This is a genomic window from Saccharospirillum sp. (genome assembly GCF_040881935.1).
Classification (GTDB): Bacteria; Pseudomonadota; Gammaproteobacteria; order Pseudomonadales; family Natronospirillaceae; genus Saccharospirillum.
Genome location: NZ_JBBECH010000068.1, coordinates 16902 through 41596 on the forward strand (window position 1 = coordinate 16902; position 24695 = coordinate 41596).

Genomic DNA, 24695 nt, shown 5'->3' on the forward strand with positions numbered 1-24695 from the left:
GGGAATACGGCATGTTCGATACCTTAAAGGATTACAGCATTGTCTACTCATTTGACAGAACTGGTTATCAGCGTCATGCGCGTCAGTTCAGTGAGATAGACGATGCACTTCTGGCGAGTAAGCGGGTGCTGATTACCGGCGGTACCAGCGGCATTGGTGCCGCGCTGACACAGCGTTTGGTGGACACGGGTGCAGAGGTCTGGGTAACGGGTCGCGACAAAAACAAATTCGATGACTCCGGTCTGGCAGAGCGTGGCGTGAAGTTCATTGCGCTGGATATGACCCGTTTCGACCAGGTGTTGAGCCAGCCCTTGCCGGAACTTGACGCCCTGGTCTGCAACGCGGGCGGTATGCCCGACCAACTGTCGTTGGTAGAAGACCGGTACGATGTCATTTTTGCGTCTCAGGTAGTGGGGCACTATCTGCTGATTCGCCGCTGCATGGAGCAGTCGCTGCTGCCGCGAGGGGCGCCCATCCATCTGACCGCGAGCGGCGGTATGTATTTGCAAAAACTTGAACTCGGGGATCTGTGCTGGCAACAACATCGCTACGATAAGGTTAAATCCTACGCTAACGCCAAGCGCGCCCAGGTGATTCTGAATCAGGAACTGGCCCGGCAATACCCGCAGTATACTTTTTCAGCATCGCACCCTGGCTGGGTTGGAACGGACGCGCTGCGTGAGGCTCTGCCCGGGTTTTCCCGGAAAATGGGTGATCGTCTGCGCTCCAGTGAAGAAGGGGCTGATACGATGTACTGGTGTCTGGCCGAGGGCGGGCGTCTGCCGGCCGGCGAATTCTGGTTCGACCGGAAAGCGCGTAAAGTGTACCCCTTTTTCTGGACCCGGGAGTCGGCGCAGACCCGCCAATCGCTGCTGGATTTGTGTGAAGATGCCTGGCATCGGCACTACCCGGCCGGCGGTTAAAAAGCAGGTCAGCGCATGAGGATCGGGGCCGATCTGGTGTACACTAAGCGCCTGACCCCAAGGCTGACCGGAGTGTTGCCATGACTGCCCCGACCTCAAACCTCATTATCTTTGACACCACCCTGCGCGATGGCGAACAAAGCCCCGGCGCGTCGATGACGCGCGATGAAAAAGTGCGCATTGCCCGGGCGCTGGAGAAAATGCGGGTCGATGTGATTGAAGCCGGGTTTGCTGCAGCCTCCAAAGGGGACTTCGAAGCCATTAACGCCATTGCCCGCACGATTCGTGACAGCACCGTGTGCTCCCTGGCCCGGGCGCTGGACGCCGACATTGAAGCGGCCGCCGGCTCGCTCGAAGGGGCGGAACGGGCCCGCATTCATACCTTCATCGCCACCTCCCCGATCCACATGAAGTACAAGCTCAAGATGCAGCCGGATGCGGTGGTCGAACAGGCCGTGAGAGCGGTCACCAAGGCCCGCCAGTATACCGATGATGTTGAATTTTCCTGTGAAGACGCCGGGCGCAGCGAGCTCGATTTTTTGTGTCGCATCATCGAGCAGGCCATTGCCGCCGGTGCCACCACCATCAATATTCCCGACACCGTGGGCTATGCCGTGCCCGAGGCCTTTGGCCAGCTGATTCATGATCTGCTGAACCGGGTGCCCAATGCCGATCGGGCCGTGTTCTCGGTGCATTGCCACAACGACCTGGGCCTGGCCGTGGCCAATTCTCTGGCAGCCGTACTGCAGGGTGCTCGTCAGGTTGAATGCACCATCAACGGACTGGGCGAGCGTGCCGGTAATGCGGCGCTGGAAGAAATTGTCATGGCAGTGCGCACCCGTCAGGATCTGTTCCCGGTCGATACTAATATTGATGCCCGCCACATCGTACCGGCCTCCCGGCTGGTGTCATCGGTGACCGGCTTCCCGGTGCAGCCAAACAAGGCGATTGTCGGCGCCAATGCCTTTGCCCATGAGTCCGGCATCCACCAGGACGGTGTGCTCAAACACCGCGAAACCTACGAGATCATGTCGGCTGAAGACGTCGGCTGGCACGCTAACCGCATGGTGCTTGGCAAGCATTCCGGCCGCAATGCGTTCAAGACCCGGCTCATAGATTTGGGCTACGGATTCGAGTCGGATATCGAACTGGTCGATGCCTTCACCCGCTTCAAAACGCTGGCCGATAAGAAACACGATATTTTCGACGAAGATCTGCATGCGCTGATGTCTCAGGTGGAGCAGGACGGTGCCGTGCCCGACCGGATCCAGTTGAAGCATCTGGTTAGTCACAGCGTCATGGGTGAATCGCCGCTGGCCACGGTGGTACTGGATATTGAGGGTCAGTCGCATGAAGCCACAGCAGCGGGGGATGGTCCGGTGGATGCCAGTTTCAAGGCCATCGACAACCTGGTGCATTCCGGCACCCATTTGCAGCTTTATTCAGTCAATGCCATTACCGCCGGTACCGAAGCACAGGGCGAGGTCTCGGTGCGGCTGGAAAAAGCCGGACGCATTGTGAACGGGGCCGGCAGTGATACCGACATCGTGGTGGCATCGGCCAAGGCGTATATTAAGGCGCTGAATCTGATTCTCAGCGCGCCAGCCAAACCTCACCCGCAAATTACCGTATGACAAAGTTTACCCCCTTAACCGAACCCAATCGTCGCCATTACCTGGAGGCGATGGGTATCGACAGCTGGTACCCCCGGGTGCGGTTACCGGCGGCTCCACCGCCGCTAGTCTTTGATCTGGACGATACTGATTACGCGGCATCGCCCACGGTTGAGACTGATACGGCCAGAGCGCCTGTGAGCCCGGAGCCAGCTTCCGCGCGAACCGCAGCACCCGGTCAACCGAATGACGCACCGGTCGGGCAGAAACCGGAGGCTGCAGGAGCACCCGGCGAGCCAGCAGCCGAGTCTGTAGGGCCCCAGGTGGTGCGCAGTAAAGCAGCTCCGGTGCCCCGTTTTGCGTTGTCGTTGAGCGTGGTAGGGGAGTTTTTAATTGCCGATTCCCTGGCCCGGGGCCTGAGTCAGCCGACAGAGACGGGCCAGCAACTCTTGCTGAATATACTGGCAACACTGGGCGTTAGCGCAGCCGATGTGCGTACCCACCACGTAGTACAATGGCCCTTGTTTACCAACCGCAAAGTGGACCAGGGGCTTGATCAGGCCCGGCTCTATGTGGACGAAAAACTCGACCAGTTTATCCGTCAGTTTCAACCGACGACAATGCTGTCTTTTGGCGCTGTGATGCCGCGACTTCAAGGCTGGCAACAGCCAAATGGCGATTACGGCGACCTGCCGTGGGTTGGGTTGCCCTCCCTCTATCAAATGTTGAATGAGCCGATGAAAAAAGCCATTTGCTGGCATCGGCTGAAGCCCCTGATCCAGCCCGCCGACCGAAATGCATGATGCACCTGACCCCGGCTGACTCCCGGATGCTCGATCGGGTGCGGCGCATCGATTTAAGCGCCGGGCTCCACCCCTGGCCTGAGACGGCTCTGGTGCGTGCCCTGCAGGCCGGGGAGCTGCAATTGGCAACGGTCGGAAACGAAACGCTTGGTTTTCTGGTCAGTCAGGCTGTGCTGGATGAAACGACGCTGATGCATCTGGCCGTTGCGGGTGAACACCAGCGCCAGGGGTGGGGTTGGCAAATGATGCAGGGCTGGGTGGAGCAACAACGCAGGGCCGGGCAACAACGACTGTTGCTGGAAGTGCGTACTACCAATCAGGCGGCTATTTCCCTGTATCGGTCTCTGGGTTTTGACACGGTTGGCCAACGTCGTGGTTACTATGTCTCGCCTGACGACGTTGAAGACGCGCTGGTAATGGCCTTGACCCTAAGTCCGACAGGCAGCGACCCGAACGGTGTCGGTGCCTGAATCACGGGTGCCGATTCTTCCGGTTTTGCAGACGGTTCATCGAACCGGTGTATTCGCCGCCTGGGTAAGCAGTACATTCAGTTCCTGAATGGGCATGGGTTTGGCGTAGTAATATCCCTGCATGATGTTACAGCCATGTGCCCGCAAAAAATCGGACTGTTCCCGGGTTTCCACTCCCTCTGCCACAACGTTCAGCGACAGTGTTTTCGCCATCGCCAGAATAGCCTGGGTGATGACGGCATCGTTCTGGTCACCCGGCAGATCCATGATAAAACTCCGGTCAATTTTCAGCTCTTTCAACGGCAATAGTTTCAACCGGGACAGCGATGAATAGCCGGTGCCGAAGTCGTCGATGGAAAAATCCACACCGCGTTGACGCCAGCTCTGCATGGCACTGAGGGTGCGATCCAGGTTTTCCATGGTGGCGGTTTCGGTGATTTCGAACATCACCTTGGGCAAGGTGTTCGAGCGTTGGTCAATCAGGTGGCGTAACAGGGTCATGGTGTTGGTATCGAGTAACGTCAGGTGCGACAGATTGATGGACAGAGACGGCAAGGCGTCCCGGCCCAACCCGGCCTGTTTGAGTTCGGCCAATGCTTTTTCAACCACACATTTCGTTACCCGGTGGATCATGCCCTCGCGTTCTGCCAGAGCAATAAACTGATCGGGCGGTACCCAGCCACGGTCGGGATGGTGCCAGCGTACCAGCACTTCCGCACCCACCCACTGCGTCGTTGATACCGACCATTGCGGTTGATAGACCAGCGTAAACGCCTCTCGCTCCACCGCATCCCGCAAATCTTTTGCCAGGGACAAGCGTTCCAGCAAAGTGCGTTTCAGTTCTTCATGGTAAAACGAATGCCGGTCCCGGCCCTGATGTTTCGCCCGCGACAGTGCCATATCGGCCTGACGCATCATGTCCCTGTCAGTGCGGGCGTCTTTGGGGAACTCGCAGGAACCAGCGCTGAGGGTCTGGCTGAGCATCAGGTCGTTGTTGTGGCTGCGCATCACCCGGTTTTGTAACCAGTCGAGGCGCTCCCGGGTCTCTTGAATGCTGAGCCCGGAGGGCGACAGCAGGCCGAATTCGTCGCCCCCGATGTGGGCGATATACCAGTCTTTATTCAGCAGACGTCGCAGTTGCCGGCCGACCAGGATCAGCAGTTCGTCGCCCCGGCTATGGCCTTGCTCATCATTGAGATCGGTGAAGTGGTCGATGTCCATCAACGTGACGGTGAACCGTTGGTCGCGAGCCAGTCCGGTTTTGCAGCGTAGCGTTAGCTCTCGGGTAAAGGCCAGGCGGTTGGGCAGGCCAGTCAGGCTGTCTTCCAGCACAGCAACCTCAATGCGATGCAGGGTGCGGTGCATCAGCGCATACAGCAACAATGCCGTTGCCAGCACGAATAGGGCACCCTTCAGGGTCTGCGTCCGGTTAAGCAATTGCGAATCACTGAACAGTGCTTCGGCGGCCCGGTCGGAAAAGGCAATCCAGAGTAAGGCGATGACCAGGTAGGTCAGAGCGATGCGCCCGGCGGGTCGGGTAAAGCGATGTCGCATGAAGCCAGAAATCCTTACACAAGAGCCGACGTTAGACAGCCCTCAGGCTGTCACAACCGAACCGCTGAAACCAAGCATTTACAGAGTGTAGCGGATGGTTCGGCTGTCGTCTTGCTAACTCAAGATTCGGAGTTCGCTGAGGCAGCAAGCACCGGCTGCCGGGGGGTGTTCCTGTGGGCTAGTCCGCGCGTTCCATCTGCAGGCTGGTGACCTGGGCCAGATGGGTCAGGAAGAGGGTTTCGGTACCGCTGCGGAAATGGTCTGCGCTGCTGTGGCCAAGCGCCAGTACGCCGATTATCTCCCCACCCCGGGTCAGGGGCGCCAGGGCAATGGAGCCCACTTCGGTTCCGGCAAACAGCAGTTGCGTCAGAGACGGCTCCAGCGCACCGCACACGGCTTTGCCCTGGTCGACCACGGCGGGAAAGGCCTCGGCTATTTGTGCTTTGGAGGTTTGCAGCCAGCCGTCGCCGTCGCCTGGTGTGCGATCAAACAGAATGACGGTGGTCTCATGCACGTCAAAGTCTCGCTGCAGGCCTCGTTGCAGGCGTTCCAGTAAGGCATTCAACTCGGTTTCGGGCAGCAACTCCAGTATCAGTCGCTGCAGTTTCAGAAACAGGCGATCATTGCGTTGGGCTACCTGAATAAACTGATTCAAACGGTCGATCAGTTGTAGGTTTTCCTGACGTAATATCTGGTTTTGGCGTTCGATCAGTGAGATGGCATCGCCGCTGTCGTGACGCAGATGCAACTTTTTCAGAAGATTGGGGTGATCTTCAAAAAAGTGGGGGTGGCGGCGCAGGTAGGTTACGATTGCCTCCAGATCCAGCGTGTCGGTATTCACCGATTCAATCACCCGATCACTCCTTCGTATACGGTTTCAACCGGCCCGGTCATCAGCACATTGCCTTCACCGGACCATTCAATCAAGAGCGTACCACCGGGCACGGTGATGCGTACATGGTCTTTAAACCATTGATTGATCACTCCGGCTACCATGGCGGCGCAGGCGCCGGTACCACACGCCAGCGTTTCGCCAACGCCACGTTCAAATACCCGCAACCGGGCGTTGTGCAAGTCGATCACCTGCAGAAAGCCGACGTTCACCCGTTGTGGAAAGCGCGGATGGCTTTCCAGTTCCGGCCCCAGCGTTTCGATCGGCGCGGTGTCTACGTTGTCGACCCGAATGACGCAATGCGGGTTACCCATGTTGACCGCTGCCAGGCTGATCCCGGTGCCATCGGCCAGAGTAACCGTGTATTGATTGGCCCGGCTGTCGGCCTCAAACGGGATACGGTCGGGGGTCAGGCGGGGCCGGCCCATGTCGACCGTCACCTGGCCATCAGGGTGTAAAATCAGTTCGAGGTCGCCACCGGCGGTTTCAACACGGATGAGATCGGCGTGAATTAGCTGGTGATCGACGACAAAACGCGCGAAACACCGGGCACCGTTGCCACAGTTTTCCACTTCACTGCCATCGGCATTGAAAATACGGTAGCGAAAATCACGATCCGGTCGGGTAGGAGGTTCGACCAGCAGCAGTTGATCAAAGCCAATGCCCGTGTTCCGGTCGGCCCACCGTTCGACGTCCGCTGCGTTGAATTCAACGGACTGGGTGACACCGTCTATGACCATAAAGTCATTGCCGAGACCGTGCATTTTGGTGAATTTCAGCCGCATATAACCTCAGCTTAACCGCGATTCGAGTTGCAATTGATCTTGTAGTGTTTCGCGTTTGCGCACCAGCTGCGCCTTGCTGCCCTGCACCATGATTTCGGCAGCCCGGTTGCGGGTGTTGTAGTTTGAGGCCATCACCATACCGTAAGCACCCGCCGACATAACCGACAGCACATCGCCCGGCGCCAGTGTCATACGCCGGTCTTTGGCCAGAAAATCGCCAGTTTCGCAAATGGGCCCAACCAGGTCCCAGCGTGCGTCCGTCCCCTGGCGGGATTCAACGACTGGCTTAACATCCATCCAGGCCTGATATAGCGCCGGGCGAATCTGATCGTTCATGCCAGCATCGAGAATGGCAAAGGCATGATCACCGTTGTATTTCAGATATTCAACCCGTGTCAGTAACACACCAGCATTGGCGACAATGCTGCGACCGGGCTCCAGTATCAGCGACAGCGACCGGTCGGCCAGCGTCTCGACAATAGAGCGCACATGAGCGGCAACATCCGGTTCAACGTCATCGGTTTGATATTTCACGCCCAGTCCGCCACCCAGGTCCAGATGCTTTACCTGAATGCCAAGCGTGGCCAATTCATCAATTAGCCCCAACAAACGGTTCAGTGCATCGGCGAATGGCGCGGTATTCAGAATCTGCGAGCCGATGTGGCAGTCGACTCCGACGACTTCGATGTTGGGTAACTGTTGCGCATGCTGGTACACCGGTATCGCCTGATCGATGGCGACACCAAACTTGTTCTGTTTTAACCCCGTGGAAATGTAGGGGTGGGTCTGGGCATCGACATCCGGGTTCACCCGCAGTGATATCCGGGCTGCTTTGTTCATTTCGCCCGCAACCTGGTTCAGCCGTTCCAGTTCTGCTTCGGATTCAATGTTGAAGCAATGTATGCCTACTTCCAGCGCTCGGCGCATTTCGTGACTCTGCTTGGCAACACCGGAAAAGACGACTTTGGCCGGGTCTCCGCCCGCGGCCAGAACCCGTTCCAGTTCACCAATACTGACAATATCGAAACCGGCGCCACAGCGGGCCAATGCATCGAGCACAGCCAGGTTGGAATTGGCTTTCACCGCATAACAAATCAGCCCGGGGTGATCGCCTAAACCGTCCAAGTATTGCTTGAACTGGGATTCAATGGCGGTACGGGAGTAGACATACAACGGCGTTCCATGTTGCTCGGCCAGCTGCAGGAGTGGCACGTCCTCGACGGTCAGTTGACCCTGCTGATAGGTGAAAGCGGAACTGGGTACGGTCGGTGAGGCTGGCTGAGTCATAGTAGCGGGTCAGTATCCATTGTCGGTAGTCAGTGCGGCCCGGGCATCGTCGGCTGGGAGGTACAGGTCACCCTTTTGCCCGCAGGCGGCAATCAGCACCGTGGTGCTGAACATGAGAATGAGCAGTAGGTGTGTCCGGTGCATCATGCGGGTAACTGGCGTAGTGGCTGTAAAGCAGGAGTATACGCGAGCGTTCGGGCCGCGCCCACCCTGAGAGCCTGTCGGACATAGGGCATCGGATTTAGGTGGATCGTCCCGCTACCACAGCCGATTCATCCTCAGTCCGACAGGCTCCTAACGATGCGGATGGGAATTCGGGTTTGAGCGGCCTCATGGACGCCCGGTTCAGGGCAATCCCTTCCAGGCCCCTGCCAGGGTATACTGCGCGGCACTGATAGGTTAAGGAGCACAATGAGCGATGGTTAAGGCAAGACGAACGCGACCGAACCAACCAATCCGCTGTCTGGGCGCCATGCTGACGATGCTGGCATCGGGCACTGTGCTGGCTGAAGAGCTGAAACTGTACAATCTTGCGGTTGGGGCTTCGGTGGGCTCTGCCCTGGTGGTGAACCTGGTGAACGCCAGCCAGGCAGGGCTGGATCTGGGTTGGGATGACGGCAAGGAGCGCGCCCGGCTGTTGCTGAACTGGGCACTGCCGGTAGAGCGCACCTATGGTCCGTTGCAGGTAACGACCGGGCTGGAGCTGGCGCTCGGCTCGAGTACCTACGCCGACCAAGAGCAGCCGATGGCCAATCTGACACCCCTGTTCGACTGGACGCTGCCAGCCGGGCCCGGGCATGCGGTGCTTGAAACCGGGCTGGGTGCTGCCTACCTAAGTTCAACGTCATTGGGGCCCGACCAATACAGTACGTACTGGCATTTCAGTCAGATATTGGGGGTAGGGTATGTCTATCGAAACTGGCAACTGGGCTGGCGTTATCAGCACATTTCAAACGGGAGTATTGAAAAGCCTAATAATGGTCAGAACTTTCACGGCCTGGTGTTGAAATACCATTATTGAGGCCGGGGGCCACTAGTTCGAGGCGCTGGAATCTTGCCAGGAGCGGCCATTCAGACGTTCGTAGATGATTTTCATGCGTTCGCGGTCGGCGGTGAAGTCCTCGCGGGCTTCTGTCTTGCGCGCCTCTACTTCGTCGATTTCGGCCTGGTATTCAGCGATTTCAGCCTCGATCTCAGCCATTTGCGTCAGCAGTTCGGCATCAACCGCCTGGCCTGCCCGCTCCTGATTGGCGGCTTGGGATTGCAGGGTATTGAACTCGGAACGCAAGGTATCGATGCGATTGTTCTTCAGTCGAATCTCCATATCCAGGCGGCTTAACCAGATGCCCATGGCCCGCTCAACATCACCCGGGCTGCGATACAGCTTAACCAGTTCCGCATCGCGCACCCGTTCCTCTTGCACCCGTTGCTCTTCAGCCCGGCGATTGCGTATTGCTTCTTCGCTCAGTTGCGGCGCGACTTCCTGCAGTACAACGCCTTTGTCGTCAATAATTTCATAGCCATTTTTGACAAAATCAGGAGGGATGATGCTGTTAATTACGACCTGACCGTCGGCATCTTTGTAACGAAAGAACTGGCGTGCCTCGGCAACCAGCGGGATCAGGCTCAGCGTCAGCAACAGGGCGATCAGTCGATTGGACATAGGGTACTGACTCGTGTGTATTCAGATCATCGGCGGCCACCAGGCCGGTGCAGTCCTGACAGCGGATATCGTTAACCTCGCTGCCTAACTTTTAATCCATTGTGCCTAGAAGTTCCGGCGTTGTCATCGGCCAGGAAAAGCACCGAATCCGATATCCTGCGAAATATAGTTCACCCTGAATCAACCCACGCCGTAACGTGCCCGGTAGTCTTCAACAGCTGCCAGATGCCTGGCGAAGTCAGGCTGGGTGGCGACATACTCAATAACCTGGCTAAAGGTGATGACCGGAATGATGGGTAATCCAAACTCCGCTTCCAGTGCCTGAATGGCCGAGCGCTCTTCGCCGGGGGACTTTTCCTGGCGATCCATTGCAACCACCGCACCAGCCAATTGTGCTTCAGGGAACTGTTGCATCAACGCCTGAACTTCGCGTATCGCAGTACCGGCTGTAATGACGTCGTCAACGATCACGATGCGGCCCTGCAGTGGTGCCCCGACGATCTGGCCGCCCTCACCATGATCTTTTGCTTCTTTGCGGTTGAAAGCATAGGGAACGTTGCGCCCATGATCGCGCTGCAAAGCTACGACAGTGGTGGTTGCCAGGGGAATGCCTTTATAAGCGGGGCCAAACACCAGGTCGAAATCGAGCTCCGAACTGACCAGTGCCCGGGCGTAGACCTGGCCCAGCCGACTCAGTGCTTCGCCGGTCTGGAATTGTCCGGCGTTGAAGAAATAGGGGCTGACACGACCCGATTTCAGGGTGAATTCACCAAAGGTCAGGGCACCAGCATTGATGGCGAAACGGATGAAATCCTGCTGCCATTGCGGTGTTGAGGCTGTACTTCCGGTCGAAAATGGTCTATCCATGGTATTAGGCCCTTGTGTCGGCTGATCACGATTGAGGCCCAATCGGACCTGCGAGAGAGATTTTCGGAATCTCACTGGGCGCGGCAGTATAGCGGAAAGGCGGATTCGATTAAAAAGCAGAATGACAGAACGCACAAAAAATAAAAAAAGACTGACCCCGGGGCATCGGGTAGCGCTCGATACCGATTAGAGACGGCGGTTTTGCCTCCCCCCGCCCAGGATTCAGGGTAAAAGAGGGGTAAAAGCCGGAAAAACCTTTAAAATCAGTGACGCGATCGCCGTTCAAAGCCGTGACAGTGCGGGTTTGCGCCGATATGATACGCGCGCTTGTTGACTGGATAGACAGGATGAAAGTCGTCACCCTAAATGTAAATGGCCTGGTAAACGCCGCTCAGCGCGGTTTTTTCGAATGGCTGGAGAAACTGGACGCGGACGTGGTGTGTGTTCAGGAGGTTCGTGCCAAGGAATATCAGTTGCCCGAAGCGTTTCTGGACGTACCGGGCTACCATGCCTTTTTCTTCGATGCCGAAGAAGACGGTTACTCTGGCACGGCGATATACAGCCGGGTTATGCCCAAAGCCATCATTCGCGGGCTGGGTTCGCTGCAATGGGACCTGGAAGGCCGTTTTATACAGGCCGATTTCAATAACGTGAGTATCGCGTCCATTGCCGTGCCCTATGCTCAGACCGAAGATGAGATTGAGCATAAGCTGGCTTTCCTGGAAGTGTTGCAGCAGCACATGAAGAAAACCCGGCGCAAGCGTCGCGAGTTTATCTTTGCGGGCAGCTATCAGATTGCACATCGCTCGATTGATCTGGGCAACTGGGAAACCCATCAGCGGGAATCGGGCTTTTTACCCGAAGAACGCGCCTGGATGGATCAGGTAACCGGTCCCATCGGCTTTGTCGATGCGTTCCGCCTGATGAACCGCAAGGACCGCCAGCACACCTGGTGGCCTTTCGACGAAGCCCAGGCCAACGGCATGCGGCTCGATTACCAGATGATCACCCCGAACATTGCCGACTATGTTCTCGACGTCGGCATTGTGCGCGAGCCGCGTATTTCGCCGCACCTGCCAGTAGTAATCGAGTACGACATCGATTTCTAGACCAAGGCTCGGTTTGGCGGCATTGGTCCGCATCGGATACTGGGTGTGCCCTTGTGGGGTCGGCGTAGATCCGTCCATGGAGCCTAGTCCGCAGGATATGACCCCCCTCCATGGGATTCACCCTTCGGGCTCGCTGCGCTCATGCTAAAACGCTCCAGGCGTTTTAGTCCCTGCTGCGGACTACCCCACAAGGGCACACCCAGCACCCGCCGCTTGCCTCCTCAACGACCTCCAATATCGATATTGAGAGCTATTAAGGTCGTGGCTCCCGAGCTTTTTTGCTGGATCCAATGAAGCCTGAGACCAGTGCTGGCTACCGGGTGGACCTGACCGGGGAAGTCTGAGGCATGGATGCCGAAGTCTAGGCCCCATGGACGGGTTTATGCCGGCCCCGGTCAGGTCTACCCGGTGGTCAGCACTGCTTTGTGGCTAATCAATATATTGGGCCACTAAACCCGCATTAATTTTTCCAGTTGCCGGCAATTGAGCGCTTCGATCAGATCGGTGCGCTCCAGAGTCGGGCGGCCGTTCAGGTCGGCGAGGGTGCGGGCTACCTTGAGTACGCGGTGGTAGGCGCGGGCGCTGAGTCCGAGTTTGTCGAGTGCTGAATCCAGCAGGGTTTGTTCGGCCTGGCCCAACTGGCAGGCTTGCTCCAACTGTTTTCCCGATAGCTCCGCATTGGCGCAGCCCTGGCGGTCCAGTTGTCGGGTCCAGGCTTGTTCTACCCGGGCCCGGACGTCGGCGCTGGATTCCTCTTCGGTATCGCGGGTCAGCAGTGCTTTGGGTAGGGCCGGGACTTCGATGTGCAGGTCGATGCGATCCAAAAAGGGGCCAGACAGGCGCGCCAGATAGCGTTGCATTTGTTCGCGGGTGTAGCGTTGTGAACGCGGGTCATCCGGGCTGTAACCGCCCGGGGTTGGGTTCATGGCTGCCACCAGCTGGAAACGGGCCGGGAAGCTGGTTTGGCGGGCGGCGCGGGCTATGTGAACCTCGCCGCTTTCCATGGGTTCTCGCAGTACATCAAGCACAGTACGGGGGAATTCGGCCAGCTCATCCAGAAACAATACGCCCCGGTGTGCCAGGGTGACTTCCCCGGGCCGTGGAATCGAACCGCCGCCGATCAGCGCGACGCCTGAGGCGGTGTGGTGCGGTGAGCGGAATGGACGCTGGCCCCAGTTGAGCGGCATGCCGCAGATGCTTTGTACGCTGGCGACTTCCAGTGCCTCGCGTTCACGCAAGGCTGGCAGCAGCCCGGGCAGGCGGGATGCGAGCAGGGTTTTGCCTGTACCCGGTGGTCCAAAAAAAAGTAGATTATGCCGTCCTGCTGCGGCGATTTCGAGCGCCCGTTTGGCACTGTGCTGGCCTTTGACATCGGCCAGGTCGGGCTGCGGCAATTGATCAGTAGCGGGTTCATAGTGGGCTTGAGGTAGGGTGTTCTGACCGCTGAAATGGCTGGTGACCTGCAGTAAGTGTTCGCCATAACGCACTTCGCTGTCGCTGGCGAGTGCAGCTTCGGCGGCGTTGTCTTTACTGGTGACCAGGCTGCGTCCTGCGTTGGTGCAGGCGATGGCGGCGGGCAGGGCACCGGGTCCGGGTCTCAGGTCGCCGGACAGCGCCAGTTCTCCCAGAAATTCGAACGCTTCGATCTTGTCGGCCGGGAGCTGGTTGCTGGCGACCAGAATGCCCAGGGCGATGGCAAGATCGAACTGGGCACCTTGCTTGGGCAGATCGGCCGGTGCCATGTTCACCGTAATGCGCCGGTCCGGGAAGTCGAACTGGCTGTTGATGATGGCAGAGCGGACCCGGTCGCGGGCTTCCTTGACCGCCGTTTCCGGCAGGCCAACCATGTTGAAGGCCGGTAGGCCGTTCGACAGATGGACCTCAATGGTGACCAGCGGGGCGTCCATCCCGACGCGGGCCCGGCTGTATAATACGGCAAGTGTCATTGTCATCCCTGGTCTTGTGCAGGTTGGTGGTAGGGTAGTGTTCGCTGTGCTGAACGCTACGTCAGCCCGAGCGGAGGAGCAAGTCAGGGTGCCTGGCTCTGTGATCGAGTCGACCTTCATTGGTATGATGACGGCTGTTTTTATAAGACCGGGTTATCCACCCTCTGATGTAAAGGAATCTCTGTGACGAAACCAATTAAATGGGGGCTGATGGCCGCCGTAGCGGGTACCTTGCTGGTGCTGATCATTGTCTGGGGGGTACAACGGTACCAGGATCGGCTGGAACGTGAGATTTATGCTCCTGAGCGATTGCAGCTTGGGTTGATGGCGGTGCAGGCGGGTGAGCGCTCGCTCCAGGCAGTCGATCTGGTTGCTGCGACATTGCGAGAACAGGAACAGCGTCGCATCCGGCAGTTGCTGGCGCGGGATTTGTCGTTAACGCCACACCCCGATCCGGATCAGGCCGTGGCGTTGTTGACGCCGGGCGCTGTATCTCTGGTGGCTACAGAAGAGGGTTTGCTGGCAGCGCTGACGCGGCGGTTGGTTGCCCTGCCAGAGGAAGACTGGCAGCGCACGATTATCGCTGCCGATCACTGGGAGGTGGCTGTCGGGGATTCCTGTCTGACGTTACGCAATGGCGGTACGACCGACGTCGACTGGCGCTGGACGTCGATCAGTCGCTGCGAAACTGACTGATCCGTTCCGATTCCCGGATATCGATGGCCGGGCCCAGTGCGCAGAATAAGGTGGCACCTTGCAGATCCATGGCCGAGGCCTCGGGCCAGGTGTTGAAATCGGTATGTACCCAGTGCTGGTCGGGTCTGGCTTTGAGTTTGAGGCTTGCGCGTTAACAGCCAGAGCGGGTCAAAACGGTCGGGCGTCGTTCATGCGAAACTCTCTTCGTAGTCGGTTCCCGGTTGTCTCAGCTTATGCACATTAAAGGTTTCGGCGGGCGTCGGTTCGGCCAGGTAGAACCCCTGGAAAAAGTCCACTCCCATGCCCATCAGTATGGACAGCGTTGCCTGGTCATGCACGTGTTCGGCCACGGCGCGAATATGCAGGTCCTGGCACAGTTGCACCACCCGTCTGACCAGAATGCGGTTGACCTCACTGTCGACCAGATGCCGGATCAGGCTGCCGTCGAGTTTGATCCAGTCTGGCTTTAACCGCATCACCCGTTCCAGGTTTGAATAGGCGCTGCCGAAATCGTCAATGGCCAGCTTGCAACCCAGGCGTCGCAGTTCGTGCAGGATGTAGGTGAAGCGGTCGAAATTGCGCAGACTGTCCGATTCTACGATTTCCAAGGTGACTCGCTCAGCGTCAACGCCGCCTTTAAGCCAGTATTTCAGCCGGTCGATCAGGGCTTCGTTGGCCAGGTCGCGGGCGGTGAAATTCAGCGTGAAGCCAACCTTGTGCGGCTTCATCAGGCGGAAGGTCTCGTCGATCATCACCATCGACAGGCGCGGGTAGAGCTGAGTCGGTTTAACCAGATCGAGAAAGCTGGCCGGGCTGTAAACCACACCGTCGTGACGCACCCGCATCAGGGCTTCAACGTGGTGCACCTGCCCCTGGCGATCAAATAACGGCTGAACGTAGGGTAGAATGTCGCCGCTGCCGAGCGCGGTGCGGATCCGGCTTAACCAGTTCAGGCCGTCCCGTTTGCCCCGGTCGGTTCCCGGCAGATCAATCGCCCGGGCGATGGGTAACTGGTGCCGGTAGGCATGACGACGCGCTTCGGAAGCTTTGATCAGCAGGTCTTCAGTGCTGTGAGTCATGTCTGGCGGCAATTCGGATCGGTGCGCGGTACCGGCGGTCAGCAGAATGGGCAAGACGTTTTGCACCACCTTGTCGCTGAACAGGTCCGACTGATTCTGCATGCGTTCGGTGAGCTGAGCCATACCCTTATAGAAGCTGTTCATCGGGCAGGCATCGGGGGCGACAACAAGAAATTCGTTAGGCGAACCGCGAAACACCAGGGCGGTGGTGGGCAGCAATTCGGTGATGTCGGTTTGTATGGAAGCACTGAGACTGCGCAGAAGCTGGTCGCCAACGCTGTAACCATAAAGGTTGTTGATCTGACGCAGATTGTTGATTTTTAGGCTGCAGATCTGAACGATGGGCCAGGGGTCGTCATCGCGCAGGCATTGCAGTAGCGCAACGCGGTTGGCAAGCCCGGTGAGGCTGTCGGTTTCAAGCTTGCGCAGCAGTTCCTGAGTGGTACGGCGAATATCGTCTTCCAGGTTTCGGTTGACCTGATCGAGGTCTTCGACTGAGGCTTGTATCAACCGGAACAGCGGTGCCAGGGCATGTCGTTCCAACACCGGCATGGGCCTCTCGGCCGCCGGATCCTCGGCGATGGCTACTGTTACCAGGCTGTGTTGCAACAACTGGGTGCGCCCTTTCTGATGCATCAGTTCGCCATAACAAAAAACCCCGCTAAGCGGGGCCATGGTCTGAAACGGCTGGAGCTCTCGTTCCGTCTCCTCGCGGTCGAAGCGCTGTCTGGAGGCGCAGTTGAAACTCAAGATCAGTTCGGGACGACGCTGGTGCAGTGATTCAGCACCGCGGTTGACCTGCTCCAGCGTCATTGACGGGTGGCTGTAGGCAAAGCGAACCCGGTCGCCTTCCAGTAACGGTGTGCTCATGATCAGACCGCCGTCGTCCAGCCGTCGTAACGGGACGCTCAGGGTGTGCTGTTTATCGTTAACGCGCATCAGCGGAAAGTTTTCATAGCGCACCTCGTCGGGTTGCGCCCCGCTGGTCAGCCGGTCATCGGCGAACGTCTCAGTCAGGTAGCGTGCATAGAGCGCCTGTGCCGATTGCTGGTCGAGTTCATACAGGGTGTTGCCGACGGCTTTGGTAACGCTCCAGGTGGGCCCGATCAGGTGCCATTCCGAATAAGATTGGGTGACCACGTCCAGGGTTTCATTGCTCAGGGTGATGGTCAGGGCGTGGTGATCCAGAAACTGACCGTCGGCATAGAGCCAGCCCTCGCCTTCATTAACACTGCAACCGCCGATGAGTGCCAGATTTGGGTAATGGCGGTTGACCCAGTGGGTGAGGGCTGGCACGTCACCGTGCTGCGCGCCCAGAAAAGTGAGTGCCAGTCGGCTGTCGGCCCGGCACACCGGATCAAACAGGCGTTCACCCAGTTCCCGGTCGTCACCCTCCCAGCGCAGATAGTTCAGGCGCAGGTCGGTTCGCTCGAACGTCATAAATTGCAGCAGCAGGGTGTTTTCGCTGATTTCGCCCTGGTGAATTATCTGCGGGCCGTAAGCACCCGCGACCGTCGCCATGGGCCAGAGCGCCTCGACCCAGGGCATTAGATTGACCAGCTGGTCCGGTTGTGCACTTGAAAAAGCCAGAATTAACAGGCGAGCGTCATCCTCAATCGTTTTCTGAAGCGCAGCCAATTGATCAAGGCCGTCGTCAGTGTCGATGCGAATTAAGAGGGTGTGAATGCTCACTGCCATATTTTGGGCAAGTTTGTGATTGAGTTTTTGCAGTTTAGGGTAAAGCAGCGTTTGAAGGAAACCCCGTTACTTGAAAATGAATTGCAATTGGTAATTTAAGGAGGTTATTTGACTGTAGAGACCTGGCCGGTAACCATAACCACCTGAATATATTCCCGCTGCCGACTCCAGAGTATTGACCTGATGCGACAAAGCCCGGCTCCCTCCCCGCCTGAACCGGATATCGAAACCGTGGTCCGGGATAGCCTCGCGAGCGAAGATGGTTTGAAATCTCCCTGGTGGGTTTATCTGGTGCAGTGTGCTGATGGTACCTTTTACACAGGCATCACCACGAATCCGCAGCGTCGGCTGCGCCAACACAATGGTGAATTGGTGGGTGGAGCACGCTATACCCGACCACGTCGCCCAGTGATTCTGGTCTATACGGAGGCGTGCTGTGATCGAAGCCAGGCAGGTCAGCGTGAGGCCGCTATCCGCAGACTTAGCCGGTCTCGTAAGCTGGCGCTAACTGCACCTTGAGTCGTACTGCCAGGTGCTTTAGCCGTCACTGTCATCAGGCTGACATCAAAGTGGATAACGCTGCTGGCAGTGGTGGGGTTCTTGCCTACACTCAGTTGATCGGGCTATCCGCCTGAAAACTCGTTACGAGCCTGAACGATTGGGGTCGTCACTGTCTCTGTTGTCACCGTCCGGAGTCATTCACCCCTGGTACGCTGAGAGTCAGATTGCAGCACCGCAATAGTGCCCCCGGAAAGGGTCTGCACTGTCTTAGAACCTTGTGACCAGGCAGTAATATTCGGGTTTCGGTTTGTCACAGAACGGGTTAAAGTGAAAATTCAGGGTTGACCAAAAGGTCAGGTCCTGCCAAAAAAAAGAATGTAAGGAGACTCACATATGAAAACGCTAATACCAGCCTCGCTAGGCTTGGCGGTCGTCCTCCTGAGTGGCTGTGCCATGATGGGTCCGAGCTATGAGCCGGATACCGACTATCAACTGACCATTTTGCACACCAACGATCATCACGGTCGCTTCTGGCGCAACAGTGACGGTGAATACGGTATGTCAGCCCGTAAAACTCTGATCGATGCCATCCGCGCGGAAGTGGAAGCGGAAGGCGGCGAAGTCTTGCTGCTGTCTGGCGGTGACATCAACACCGGCGTGCCTGAGTCGGACTTGCAGAATGCCGAACCAGATTTTAAAGGCATGGCGATGCTTGAGTACGACGCCATGGCCGTGGGTAACCACGAATTCGATAACCCGCGTGATGTGCTGATGCAGCAGGCAGACTGGGCGGGCTTCCCGTTTCTGTCAGCCAACATCGTCTATAAAGACGGCGGCGACACCTTGTTTGAGCCCTATGAAATGTTCAATGTTCAGGGCAACCGTGTAGCCATTGTCGGCTTCACCACGGAAGACACAGTCCGTATCGGCAACCCCGAGTACATCGGTGATCTCGATTTTCTGAGCCCGTCCGAGGTAGGTCGTGACCTGATTCCTGAACTGGACGAAAAATCCGAACTGATCATCGCTGTTACGCACATGGGGCACTACGCCAATGGCAACTACGGTGGCAATGCTCCGGGTGATGTAACACTGGCCCGCAATGTAGATGGCATCGATGTCATTGTCGGTGGTCACAGCCAGAATCCGCTGTTCGAGCCGGATGTTGTGAATAACACCCTGATTCTTCAGGCACATGAGTGGGGCAAGTATGTCGGCCGTCTGGATCTGACCATTCGCAATGGCGAAATCGCCCACTACGAATACGATCTGATCCCGGTCAACCTGAAAGAAGACGACCAGCTGTTGCGTCCGGAAATTGCTCAGAACCTGGAGATGCTGGCGATGCTGGCTCCATACCAGCAAGCGGGTAGCGCGGCGCTTGACACCATTATCGGTTCTGCCGACGGCGATTTCATTGGCGATCGCAGTGTCGTGCGCAATGAACCTACCAATCTGGGTGTACTGGTCGCGCGGGCTCAGCGGGTGAAAACCCAGGCTGACATTGCCATCATGAACTCTGGTGGTATTCGGGCGGATATGGAAGGTGGTGACATCAGCTACAAAGACGTGCTGACTGTACAGCCCTTTGGCAATATGGTGTCTTATGTCGATTTCACCGGTGCCGAATTGCTCGATTATCTCAATGTCGCGGCTTCCAAGCAGGCAGGCAGTGGCGCCTTTGCCCAGTTCGATGGTGTGAACCTGCGCATCATTGACGGTGAAGTCACGCGTGCCATTGTCAATGGTAGTGAGGTTGATCCCAGTGGCATGTACCGGCTGGCGGTGAACGCTTTTATGGCCGCTGGCGGTGACGGTTATCCCATGCTCACAGACCACCCGAACTATGTGAATACCGGCTTCGTTGACGCGGACGTGATGGTGGAGTTCATTCAGGCCAACAGCCCTATGAGCATCTCCAGTTTTAACCCTGGAGTGGCCGTCGTGCGTCGCTAAGCGACACTCGCTGTCAGATGAAAGGGTCGCCGGGTGCGGCCCTTTTTTTCGTTCTGCGTTCCACAATGGCTTTTTCCCGGTGTGCTGCTACTATGGCCGACCTTTCAGTGGTGATGCCCCTTTTGGGCAAACACTGACCGTTTTTCCACTTGTCCACCAGGGCTCTGCTGATGACCAATTCCCTTTCCCCGGAAGAACTTCAAGACCTCCAGGCACTGTCTCCCGCGGAGCGTTATGACTACCTGATTGAGCTGATACAGGCTGGCCAAAGCGTCTGGTCCCTGCGCAGCGAGCAGGGTACGGTGCTGATGTCCAGTGATGGTCAGGATTGTCTGCCAATATGGCCACATACCGAATGCGCGCAAGCCTGGATTAACGGCGATTGGGCCGACTGCACACCCATCGCCATCGATGCCGCCGCTTGGGAACAGCGCTGGCTACCCGGCTTGCAGGCCGATGGCATTGAGCTGGCCGTTTTTCCAAGCCAGGACGATGAAGGGGTGGTGGTTGAGCCTGACGATATGGCAGCCTCGCTTTCGGCGGAGTAACCAGTCCAGTCAGGTTGCCATGGAACGGCTGACTTTTTGATCTTTGTTTGATCAATTTCCCGCCCAGGCGGTGGGAAACCGATTTGCTTTAGGTACAATACCCAGCCTTCGAAACCCTTGAAATGACTGAGCTAAAGCTGTCTTTGCGGTCAGTTTCAGTCAGTGATTATTGAGTTGTTGCGACCCGGGTCGGGGTCGATATCGGCAGCCCATCTATACCTTGTGGAGAGAGCCATGTTTGAGAAAAACCAAACCATCGCCGATTTTGATGCCGACGTCTGGCATGCCATGGAAGCAGAACGCCAGCGTCAGGAAGAACACATCGAGCTGATCGCCTCTGAGAACTACACCTCACCACGGGTCATGCAGGCGCAGGGTTCCCAGTTAACCAACAAGTACGCCGAAGGCTATCCGGGCAAGCGCTACTACGGTGGCTGCGAGCACGTTGATGTGGTTGAAAACCTGGCCATCGAACGAGCTAAAGAATTGTTTGGCGCGGGTTATGCCAACGTGCAGCCACACTCGGGTTCACAGGCCAACGCCGCCGTGTTTATGGCGTTGTGCGAGCCGGGCGACACTGTGCTGGGCATGAGCCTGGCACACGGTGGCCACCTGACGCACGGTGCCTCAGTCTCGTTTTCAGGCCGCATCTACAATGCGGTGCAATACGGTCTGAACGCCGACACAGGCGAGATCGATTACGAGCAGATGGAAACACTGGCACGCGAACACAAGCCGAAAATGATCATCGCCGGTTTCTCGGCCTATTCCCGCATCGTCGACTGGGGCCGTTTCCGCACCATTGCCGACGAAGTGGGTGCCTACCTGCTGGTCGATATGGCCCATGTTGCTGGTCTGGTTGCCGCCGGAGTGTACCCAAGCCCGGTCCCGTTCGCCGATGTCGTGACCACTACGACCCACAAAACGTTGCGTGGCCCGCGCGGCGGCCTGATTCTGGCGCGTGAAGATGAAGAACTGAATAAGAAGCTGAACTTTGCTGTCTTCCCGGAAAGCCAGGGTGGCCCGATGATGCACATCATTGCGGCAAAGGCGATCTGCTTCAAAGAAGCCATGTCGGAAGACTACAAAGCCTATCAGGCCCAGGTGGTCAAAAATGCCCGGGCAATGTGCAGCGTCTTTGTTGAACGCGGCATCAACATCGTCTCTAACGGAACAGATGACCACCTGTTTCTGGTCGATCTGATCGGCAAGGAATACACCGGTAAAGAAGCCGATGCCGCACTCGGCGACGCCAACATCACCGTCAACAAGAACGCCGTACCTAATGATCCGCGCTCGCCCTTTGTGACCTCAGGCCTGCGCATTGGTACACCAGCGATTACCAGCCGCGGCTTTAAAGAAACCGAAGCAGCTGAGCTGGCGGGCTGGATCTGTGATGTTCTGGACGGCCTCGAAAAAGGCGATGCCACCTCGGTCATTACCGAGGTGAAAGCCAAGGTACTGGCTATTTGCGCTCGGCTGCCGGTGTATCGCTGAACGAAAGCCTCAGAGTGTGAACGAAGGGAGGCCAGCGGCCTCCCTTTTTTGTATATGACGTTTGTCTCAAGTTTCGGAGTTTTGGGGCGACTGGGTGGCATTGGCCCGCACTGGGTACCGGGAGAACCCTTGTGGGGTCGGCGTGAACCCGCCCATGGGGCCTAGACCGCATGATATGAATCCCCTCCATGGGATTCACCCTTCGGGCTCGCTGCGCTCATGCTAAAACGCTCCCGGCGTTTTAGTCCTTGTTGCGGACTCCCCCACAAGGGTTCCCCCGGCACCCATTGCTCGTTTCTCCAGCGAACTCCGAAACTTGAAGCATTTGAATTGAGGACGTTAGCCGCTATGGATAACCTGGTATTGCGCAGCCATTTGGCGCTGCTGTTAGCGATGCTGTTGTGGGGCAGTTCCTTTATTGCCCTGAAATTGGCGGTGAATGATCTGTCGCCGATGATCGTGATTTTTATGCGTATGGCGATTGGTGCCGTTGCCTTTTTGACCGTTTGGCCCTGGTTGCGCCATGGCTTTGTGTACCAGGCGGGTGACTGGAAGTATTTGTTGGGCATGGCGCTGTTCGAGCCTTGCCTGTACTTTATCTTCGAAGCTCAGGCGTTGCGCTACACCAGCGCCGGTCAGGCTGGCATGATCACTGCCATGCTGCCGTTGATGGTCGCTATTGCCGCCTTTTTTATTCTGAAAGAACGCAGTGGTTGGCGTCAGTGGCTGGGATTTGGGATTGCCGTGATCGGCGTGGTCTGGATGACACTGACCGGCGAAGACAGCGACCAGGCACCCAATGCTCTGCTCGGCAATTTCCTGGAATTTCTGGCCATGGTCAGCGCGGTAGGTTACACCCTGCTGGTCAAGCATCTGACCCGTCGCTATTCGGCTTTCTTGTTAACGGCCTTGCAGTCGTTCGTCGGCACGCTGTTCTTTTTCCCGCTGGCCCTGGCGTCGCCCTGGCCCGAACAGATTGCCCTGTCGACTTTTGGTCTGCTGATCTATCTGGGCCTGGTCATTACGCTGGGCGCCTACGGTCTCTACAATTATTCGCTGACCCATTTAAAGGCTACGGTAGCTGCTGGTTACACTAATCTGCTGCCGGTGTTCACGCTGCTGTTTTCAATGCTGTTGTTGGGTGAGCGTCTGGTACTGAGTCAGTGGCTGGCAATTGGGCTGGTGTTTGTCGGGGTGTTTCTCAGCCAGGATCGCAGCCATCGGCTACCGCCAGAGGCTCCGCCCGCTGTGACGGGTTGAATGACCTGGAAAAAAGGGTTGCGAAAACAGAGGGCTGTAAAATCGTCGGGACAACACCAGGCATAGCTAATTAACGTCGGTGCATTGCCCTGTTGCAAGCTCTGGGTCACTTTAGTCGAGTGTTCGGTTCGACCCAAACTGCGGAGATTACAGCGTGCAACCTTATTCAGTTCTGGATCTGTTCAAAGTCGGCCTGGGGCCGTCATCCTCTCATACCCTTGGCCCGATGCGCGCAGCCGAGCGTTTTGTTCAACATTTGAAAGAGCAGGCAAAACTGGATGCCGTGGTGCAAATTCGGGCCGATCTGTACGGCTCGCTGGCGCTGACCGGTATCGGCCACGGTACCGATAAAGCCGTTGTGCTGGGCCTATGTGGCCTGGATGCTGCAACCGTCGATCCTGAGGTGGCGGACCACACCTTCCTGCAAGTGAAGGCCGATCAGCGATTGCCTCTGCCCGGTGGGCCAGTATTGCGCTTTACCATGGGCGAGTGCGTACGCTTTTTCACCGATATTTTTCTGCCCGAACACCCCAACGGCATGCGCTTTACCGCTGAAGACGAACACGGCATCGTGTTGCTCAGCGAAACCTGGTATTCCGTGGGCGGCGGTGCCATTGCCAATGAGCTGGCAAAAAACTCGGCCAAGCGCGATTTGCTGACCGAGTTTCCGGACCAGCGGCCCTATCCTTTCTTTAATGCGACCGAATTGTTGAACCAGGCCGAGTCTCATAATCTGACCATTGCCGATATCACGCTGGCCAATGAGGTGGGGCTGGGCACCCCGGAAGCGGATGTTCTGGACTGGGCCGATCACATCAACGAGGCCATGGTCAGTTGCATGAACCGGGGCATGGACCTTGAAGGCCCATTGCCGGGCGGTATTCAGGTGCAACGCCGGGCAGCTCGCATGGCTCGCTCACTGCGCCAGCAGGCGGAGGCGGATCAACTCGGCGTGATCGACTGGGTCAGTGTGTATGCGTTGGCGGTTAATGAAGAGAATGCCGCTGGAGGTCGGGTGGTGACGGCGCCCACCAACGGTTCAGCCGGTGTGATACCCGCTGTCCTGGCCTACATTCACCACCACATGCCCCGATTAACCGCTGACGATGAACGCCGCTTTCTGATGACCGCAGCAACCATCGGCTGGCTTTATAAGCGCAATGCCTCGATTTCAGCGGCCGAGATGGGGTGCCAGGGTGAGATCGGTGTTGCTAGTTCGATGGCGGCCGCGGGTTTGGCCGAGGTAATGGGTGGCTCGGCAGCCCAGGCAGAACATGCGGCAGAGATCGCCATGGAACACCACCTGGGCATGACCTGTGACCCCATCGGTGGCCTGGTGCAGGTACCCTGTATCGAACGCAACGCCTTCGGCGCAGTCAAGGCAATTCAAGCCGCGCGCATTGCCTTGCGGGAACCCGGCGATCACTGCGTTTCGCTGGATGAGGTGATTGAAACCATGCGCCAGACCGGCGAAGACATGGCCTCCAAATACAAGGAAACCGCCCAGGGCGGGCTCGCAGTCAACGTTGTGGTTTGTTGAGGCGGGGT

The 24695-nt window shown here is 57.4% G+C and carries 22 protein-coding genes; 13 read left to right on the plus strand and 9 right to left on the minus strand.

Going from position 1 to position 24695, the window contains the following annotated elements; translation table 11 throughout:
- The first annotated feature begins 11 nt into the window (after positions 1-11).
- The 4 genes from WEB54_RS12750 (at position 12) to rimI (ending at position 3809) form a co-directional block, all read left to right on the plus strand.
- Complete coding sequence (locus WEB54_RS12750) at positions 12-923, plus strand: SDR family NAD(P)-dependent oxidoreductase (protein ID WP_368055664.1); 912 nt, start codon at positions 12-14, stop codon at positions 921-923.
- Positions 924-1003: 80 nt separating this feature from the next.
- A complete protein-coding gene (locus WEB54_RS12755) occupies positions 1004-2557 on the plus strand; it encodes a 2-isopropylmalate synthase (protein ID WP_368056023.1) in 1554 nt (517 codons plus the stop codon).
- A complete protein-coding gene (locus tag WEB54_RS12760; RefSeq protein WP_368056025.1) occupies positions 2554-3339 on the plus strand; it encodes a hypothetical protein in 786 nt (261 codons plus the stop codon). Before WEB54_RS12755 ends, WEB54_RS12760 begins: the two co-directional genes overlap by 4 nt.
- Complete coding sequence (rimI, locus tag WEB54_RS12765; protein ID WP_368056027.1) at positions 3336-3809, plus strand: ribosomal protein S18-alanine N-acetyltransferase; 474 nt, start codon at positions 3336-3338, stop codon at positions 3807-3809. The genes WEB54_RS12760 and rimI overlap by 4 nt, the downstream gene beginning before the upstream one ends.
- Positions 3810-3845: 36 nt before the next feature.
- On the opposite strand, the gene WEB54_RS12770 is transcribed toward rimI, so the two are convergent.
- From WEB54_RS12770 to WEB54_RS12790, 5 genes are all read right to left on the minus strand, one after another.
- Positions 3846-5363, minus strand: a complete 1518-nt coding sequence (locus WEB54_RS12770) for a putative bifunctional diguanylate cyclase/phosphodiesterase (protein ID WP_368056029.1) — start codon at positions 5361-5363, stop codon at positions 3846-3848.
- Between the two features lie 178 nt (positions 5364-5541).
- Positions 5542-6216, minus strand: a complete 675-nt coding sequence (locus WEB54_RS12775) for a DUF484 family protein (protein ID WP_368056031.1) — start codon at positions 6214-6216, stop codon at positions 5542-5544.
- Positions 6213-7040 carry a diaminopimelate epimerase gene (gene dapF, locus WEB54_RS12780; protein WP_368056033.1) on the minus strand — a complete coding sequence of 276 codons (828 nt, stop codon included), beginning with the start codon at positions 7038-7040 and terminating at the stop codon, positions 6213-6215. Before dapF ends, WEB54_RS12775 begins: the two co-directional genes overlap by 4 nt.
- A gap of 6 nt (positions 7041-7046) precedes the next feature.
- On the minus strand, positions 7047-8327 hold the full coding sequence (gene lysA, locus WEB54_RS12785) for a diaminopimelate decarboxylase (protein ID WP_368053880.1): 1281 nt from the start codon (positions 8325-8327) through the stop codon (positions 7047-7049).
- Positions 8328-8336: 9 nt separating this feature from the next.
- Positions 8337-8474, minus strand: a complete 138-nt coding sequence (locus WEB54_RS12790; protein ID WP_368053882.1) for a lipoprotein — start codon at positions 8472-8474, stop codon at positions 8337-8339.
- A gap of 271 nt (positions 8475-8745) precedes the next feature.
- Between WEB54_RS12790 and WEB54_RS12795 the strand changes: the two genes are divergently transcribed.
- Complete coding sequence (locus WEB54_RS12795) at positions 8746-9348, plus strand: acyloxyacyl hydrolase (protein ID WP_368056036.1); 603 nt, start codon at positions 8746-8748, stop codon at positions 9346-9348.
- Between the two features lie 12 nt (positions 9349-9360).
- On the opposite strand, the gene WEB54_RS12800 is transcribed toward WEB54_RS12795, so the two are convergent.
- Together WEB54_RS12800 and pyrE are read right to left on the minus strand one after the other, a co-directional pair.
- Entirely contained in the window at positions 9361-9990 is a 630-nt protein-coding gene (locus WEB54_RS12800; RefSeq protein ID WP_368053886.1) for a hypothetical protein, read from the minus strand.
- 180 nt (positions 9991-10170) lie between these two features.
- Entirely contained in the window at positions 10171-10857 is a 687-nt protein-coding gene (gene pyrE, locus WEB54_RS12805) for an orotate phosphoribosyltransferase (protein WP_368053888.1), read from the minus strand.
- A 347-nt stretch (positions 10858-11204) separates the two neighbouring features.
- Here pyrE and WEB54_RS12810 point away from each other — a divergent pair, with 347 nt between their 5' ends.
- A complete protein-coding gene (locus WEB54_RS12810) occupies positions 11205-11966 on the plus strand; it encodes an exodeoxyribonuclease III (RefSeq protein WP_368056038.1) in 762 nt (253 codons plus the stop codon).
- 449 nt (positions 11967-12415) lie between these two features.
- Here the strand turns inward: WEB54_RS12810 and WEB54_RS12815 are convergent, their stop codons facing one another.
- A complete protein-coding gene (locus tag WEB54_RS12815) occupies positions 12416-13912 on the minus strand; it encodes a YifB family Mg chelatase-like AAA ATPase (protein ID WP_368056040.1) in 1497 nt (498 codons plus the stop codon).
- A 183-nt stretch (positions 13913-14095) separates the two neighbouring features.
- On the opposite strand from WEB54_RS12815, the gene WEB54_RS12820 reads away from it, so the two are divergent.
- Complete coding sequence (locus WEB54_RS12820) at positions 14096-14608, plus strand: hypothetical protein (RefSeq protein ID WP_368056042.1); 513 nt, start codon at positions 14096-14098, stop codon at positions 14606-14608.
- 188 nt (positions 14609-14796) lie between these two features.
- Here WEB54_RS12820 and WEB54_RS12825 read toward each other — a convergent pair whose 3' ends face one another.
- A complete protein-coding gene (locus WEB54_RS12825) occupies positions 14797-17385 on the minus strand; it encodes an EAL domain-containing protein (protein ID WP_368056043.1) in 2589 nt (862 codons plus the stop codon).
- A 183-nt stretch (positions 17386-17568) separates the two neighbouring features.
- Between WEB54_RS12825 and WEB54_RS12830 the strand changes: the two genes are divergently transcribed.
- The 6 genes from WEB54_RS12830 (at position 17569) to WEB54_RS12855 (ending at position 24687) form a co-directional block, all read left to right on the plus strand.
- Positions 17569-17904: a GIY-YIG nuclease family protein gene (locus WEB54_RS12830; protein ID WP_368056045.1), complete on the plus strand. Its 336-nt coding sequence runs from the start codon at positions 17569-17571 to the stop codon at positions 17902-17904.
- A 375-nt stretch (positions 17905-18279) separates the two neighbouring features.
- Positions 18280-19842 (plus strand): bifunctional UDP-sugar hydrolase/5'-nucleotidase UshA, encoded by a 1563-nt coding sequence (ushA, locus tag WEB54_RS12835; protein WP_368056046.1) that lies wholly within the window; start codon positions 18280-18282, stop codon positions 19840-19842.
- Between the two features lie 170 nt (positions 19843-20012).
- Entirely contained in the window at positions 20013-20390 is a 378-nt protein-coding gene (locus WEB54_RS12840) for a DUF2750 domain-containing protein (protein ID WP_368056048.1), read from the plus strand.
- 234 nt (positions 20391-20624) lie between these two features.
- Entirely contained in the window at positions 20625-21887 is a 1263-nt protein-coding gene (gene glyA / locus WEB54_RS12845) for a serine hydroxymethyltransferase (RefSeq protein ID WP_368056050.1), read from the plus strand.
- 348 nt (positions 21888-22235) lie between these two features.
- Positions 22236-23147: a DMT family transporter gene (locus WEB54_RS12850; protein WP_368056052.1), complete on the plus strand. Its 912-nt coding sequence runs from the start codon at positions 22236-22238 to the stop codon at positions 23145-23147.
- 154 nt (positions 23148-23301) lie between these two features.
- Positions 23302-24687, plus strand: a complete 1386-nt coding sequence (locus tag WEB54_RS12855) for an L-serine ammonia-lyase (RefSeq protein ID WP_368053626.1) — start codon at positions 23302-23304, stop codon at positions 24685-24687.
- The last annotated feature ends 8 nt before the right edge of the window (positions 24688-24695 follow it).